This window comes from Streptomyces sp. NPDC111802, assembly GCF_055634335.1.
Window position 1 is genome coordinate 1 of sequence record NZ_JBVKCZ010000146.1, and the last position, 4,404, is coordinate 4,404.

3 protein-coding genes are annotated in these 4,404 nt (G+C 69.7%); 1 reads left to right on the forward strand and 2 read right to left on the reverse strand.

Annotated elements, in window-relative coordinates; all coding sequences use genetic code 11:
- Window positions 1-636 precede the first annotated feature (636 nt).
- On the forward strand, window positions 637-3,072 hold the full coding sequence (locus ACZ7NC_RS44580; protein WP_471497887.1) for a helicase-associated domain-containing protein: 2,436 nt from the start codon (window positions 637-639) through the stop codon (window positions 3,070-3,072).
- Window positions 3,073-3,480: 408 nt separating this feature from the next.
- Here the strand turns inward: ACZ7NC_RS44580 and ACZ7NC_RS44585 are convergent, their stop codons facing one another.
- Together ACZ7NC_RS44585 and ACZ7NC_RS44590 are read right to left on the reverse strand one after the other, a co-directional pair.
- On the reverse strand, window positions 3,481-3,558 hold the full coding sequence (locus ACZ7NC_RS44585) for a hypothetical protein (RefSeq protein WP_471497889.1): 78 nt from the start codon (window positions 3,556-3,558) through the stop codon (window positions 3,481-3,483).
- Entirely contained in the window at window positions 3,539-3,697 is a 159-nt protein-coding gene (locus ACZ7NC_RS44590) for a helix-turn-helix domain-containing protein (RefSeq protein ID WP_471497891.1), read from the reverse strand. The genes ACZ7NC_RS44585 and ACZ7NC_RS44590 overlap by 20 nt, the downstream gene beginning before the upstream one ends.
- Window positions 3,698-4,404: the final 707 nt, after the last annotated feature.

The window sequence follows — 4,404 nt, forward strand, 5'->3', positions numbered from 1 at the left end:
ACATCTGGAAAACCATCACCGGTATGGCAACGACCGGCTGACCGGAACGTCCCCTCGGGCCAGCCACCCCCTCGGGTACACCCCAACTCGCCAGTCACACCAGCAACTTGACGACGCCAAAGCCGCAGCTTGACATCCATAGGGGCATCAATGCCCGCATTTGCGTCAGTCAGGCGTGACGGCCTGGACGCCCAGGCCTGCATAGAGGCTGGGATCCAGGGGCACCAGAATGCGCCCCTCCGGATGACTGGTGGAGGGCCGGGCCGCCACAGCCGCATGGGCAACCGCCCAGGACGCGCCCTTGCGCAGGAGCTGGGCAACAGCGGGGGCCTGCGCCGTCTGAAGCTGCTCCACTCCAGGAACGTCGGCTCACCATCCCTCCACGTATCAGCCTCACGGTCGAATGTCCGAGGGGTGGAGGCAATCGTGAACCCGGGCCACCGGGACGCCGTTGGGGGTGAACCGCAACTCGGGATCCTCTACCAGATTCCCGATCACCGTCAGCGGAATGTCATTGCGCATACCCCGACCCTTCCACACCCCACTGACAGACAGGGACGGCGGCCATCGCCGCCGATACCGAAGGCGCATGGGGGGCGGGATGCCGGTGACCCGTTGTCCCCTACGATCGGTGGGGTGAAGAGCACGACTGCCCTGAAGAACTGGCTTGCCGGGCGCACCCCCGCGCAGCTGACCGCGCTGTTGGAGTCGAGGTCGCTGCCGCAGGCTGCCGGATACGGGCAGGGCATGCGCACCCTGGACCAGCTCGCGGACCACTTGCTGTCCGATGCGTCCGTCAGCCGAGCTCTCGATTCGCTGCATGCTGGTGATCTGCGGCTGCTGGCCGCCATCGCCCAGCTCGCCGATGCCGAGCACGGGCCCGTCCCGCGGCAGAGCGTGCCCGCCCAGTCCTGGATGCCCAGGCAGGATCCCGTCCTTGATCCGGCAGGCCGTGCCGTCGAACGCGCCGTGGTCCTGGACAAGCTCGCACCCGACAACGCCGCGCGGGCCGCTGTCGCGGAAGCACTGGAGCGCCTGGCTGAGCAGGCGCTGGTTCTGCCCCCTCACTCGGGCAAGATCATCATTCCGGCGCTGCTGCACCGCGGCTCGGCAGCCCTTCAGCGTTACGGCCGCCCCGTCGATGTGCTCCTCACCGACGCTTTCAACGCCCCTGAGGTGCATGCGATCGCCGACCGGCTGGGCCTGGGCAAGGGCAGCACGCGTGACGTCTCCCAGCACAAGATCATCGCTTTCCTCCAGGACGCAGACAACGTGCGGGCTCTGGCCGCCCAGGCCCCGCCCCCGGCCCGTGACCTGCTCGACAAACTGGTGCCCGGGCCGCCACTGCTGAGCACCCACTGTTTCGTGACGCGCTACGGCTACTACTCCGGCCCGAACAGCAAGTTCACGATGCGCCCCGGTGGTTCCGGCGATCCGGGAACCGACTGGCTGGCCGAGCGCGGCATGGTACTGCCCGCGGGCCACGACCTCGCCGAACTCCCCTACGAGGTCGCCCACGCCCTGCGCGACGAAGCCGCCCCCGCTGTGGACCTCGCGCCGCCGGTCCTCACCCGCACCGTGCCGATACCCGCCGGCGCCGACGGCCAGGCCCAGGCAGCAGCCGCCTCCGCCGCGTGGCACGCCGAACTCGTCCTGCGCACGGTCGCCTTGCAGCCGCCCGGAATCCGCAAAGCGGGCGGCATCGCTGTCCGCGACACCAAACGCATCGCCAAGGACGCCTCCATCAGCGAGGAACAGGCCCGCCTCTGGCTCGACCTCGCCGCCAACGCCGACCTCCTCCGCCCCCACCACGAACCGGCGAACCTGCCCGCACCACGTGGCCGACGACGCAGCCGCACACCAGCGCCCCAGCCACCAGCACGCCTCCTGCCCACCCCCCACTACGACACCTGGATCACCCAAACCCCCGCCCGCCGCCTTCTGCCTCTGCTGGCCACCTGGGCCGTGGTACCCGAGATCTTCACCTACTGGCCCGCCGACGACGACCAGAGCCCCGTCGCACTGGTCCAACCCACCGACTCCCTGGCCACCGTGCTACGCCGGGGCATCCTCGACGCTCTCGCCACCCTTCCCACCGGGCATGCCATGGCCCCCAGCGCACTCGATGAACTCCTCACCTGCGCCGCCTGGTTTAGCCCCGCACTCACCGAACTCCTCGATACCGAAGACCTCCGTGCGCGCGCGAAGGCCACCCTCGCCGAGGCCGAACTCCTCGGCGTCACCGCCCACGGCACCCTCACCACCGCCGGCCGCGCCCTGCATGCCCTGCTGGGCGCCGGGGCCGAGCGTTACTTCCCGGCCGTTCCCGGCGCAGGCCCCGACCTGACCGGCCACCCCTCACTCGCCGACGCCATCACCCACTTGGAGGCAGCACTCGATGCGATGCTGCCCGCCCCGCGCACCACCGCCCGTTTCCAGGCCGACCTGACCGCCACCGTCACCGGCGCCGCCGCCCCCCACCTCAGCGACCTGCTCACCACCGTCGCCGACCGTGAATCCGAAGGACACGCCATCGTCTGGCGGATCACCCCCGCCTCACTGCGCCGCGCCTTCGACACCGCCCTGGACGCCGACACCGTCCTCGAGCGCCTGACCGCTGTCAGCGAAGGTGGCGCCGAACTGCCCCAGCCACTGGCCTACACCGTCAAGGACGTCGCCCGCACCCATGGCCGCCTGCGCGTGGTCCGCTCGGCCTGCTGTATCCGAAGCGACGACGAACACCTGATCACGGAGGTCGCCGCTACCCGCTCCCTCACCAAACTCGGCCTGCGTAAGATCGCCCCCACCGTACTGATCAGCACTGCACCCCCCAAGGACACACTCGCCGCACTGCGCACTGCCGGATACACCCCGGTGCTGGAAGCCGAAACAGGCACCACCGTCCTGGAACGAACCCCCACCGAACGCGCCGAGTCCCAGATGTCCCCCCTCGCCCAGGCCCACCCCCACTACGGCCCAGGACCAGCAACCGCCTTTGCTCTCGCCGCAGCACTCCTGCGCACCTCCACCGCGACAGCCAAGCCGACCGCCAGAAAGAACAAGATTTCCTGAAGCCCGCCCGGCCCCTTCCGCCCGTAAAGGTTGGGGCAGCCGCGATACCGCCGGAAGGACAGTAAGGCGATCTTGGACTGCCGGATCACCGCGTATGTGGCTGCCAACGGGTTTCACGGTGTCGCGGAGGGGCTACGCAGGGTTGGGCATGTGATGGCCAGGCGGCCTGGCGGATCGCGCTGAGCACGGTGGCGATGCACAGGGCGTCCCCCGACGCCTTCTGCCTCGTCACTCCGGGCGCGACTGGACTCGCCCAGCGGCGCGACAACGTCCGGCCGATGCTGCCGCCGGGCCTTTCCAGGTCTGCCTCCGCGTCCGCACCGTCCCATGGTCCGAAGGGGCTGGTGTCTTCGGGGCTTGCGGCGCCGAGCAGGACGCCGCCCTTGGTGCGGTGTGGCGGCAGGGGGGTCACGACGCCCTCCCTGTGCGCGTCGCGCCATCACGCGAGCGGAAGACCACCCCGCCATCAGCCAGGAGCCGGTGCACGCCGCCGTAGGAGCGGGCGGTCTCCTCGGGCCAGCGCCCGGATCGGGGCACCCGCCTCGTACTTCGCTTTCAGCTCGGCGGCGACGCGGTCGCGCTCGGGGCCCGGCATCAGCTTGCGGGCCGGAGACTTGCGGGACATCAGCGGTTCCTCCCCGGGTAGTAAACGACGAACGCCCCCATGATCACCTATGTGGGCGGCTGAGGGGTGTAAGGAGCCCAGAGGCCGCCTGCTTGTCTCGGCTCAACACCCTTGCGTTGCTGGCCGATACCGTGGGTGCCGATCACCTGGCGGTCGAGGAGAAGGGCGCGCCGGTGACCATCACGGACCCGGCCCAGTGGCAGGACCTGTTCACCCAAGACGTCGACGAGCAGCCGGTGCAGTTCGTGCGGCCCGCGGACACCGACCGACCGGTGTTGGGCGGCGTACGAGGACGGAACGTACCTGGGGACGGTGAGCGCGGAGAGGGACGGCAGTCGGCCACTGTGGCACGTGCAGAGCGCCGGCGAGGACCACCATTGCTTGGACGACGCGGTCCGCGCCCTGCGCCGGCCAGCGTCCTGGCCCCGCGAGCGCGAGGAGGCTTCCCGCTGGGCTCTCCGCCTGCTCTCCGATAAGACGCTGACCGCTCTCGACGTGGAGACGACGGGACTGCAGAACGCGTTCGCGGTGCAGATCGCCGTCGTCGGACGTGATGGCTCAGTGCTCCTCGATGAGTACGTGCAGCGGCGTCGTCAAGTTGCTGGTGTGACTGGTGTCGGCGTACACGTGAACGTACACAGCCGCGTACGGATGAACGTGCTCAGTTCTTGATGCGGTGAGGTCGGCGCCTCGGCAGTCTGCTCCTG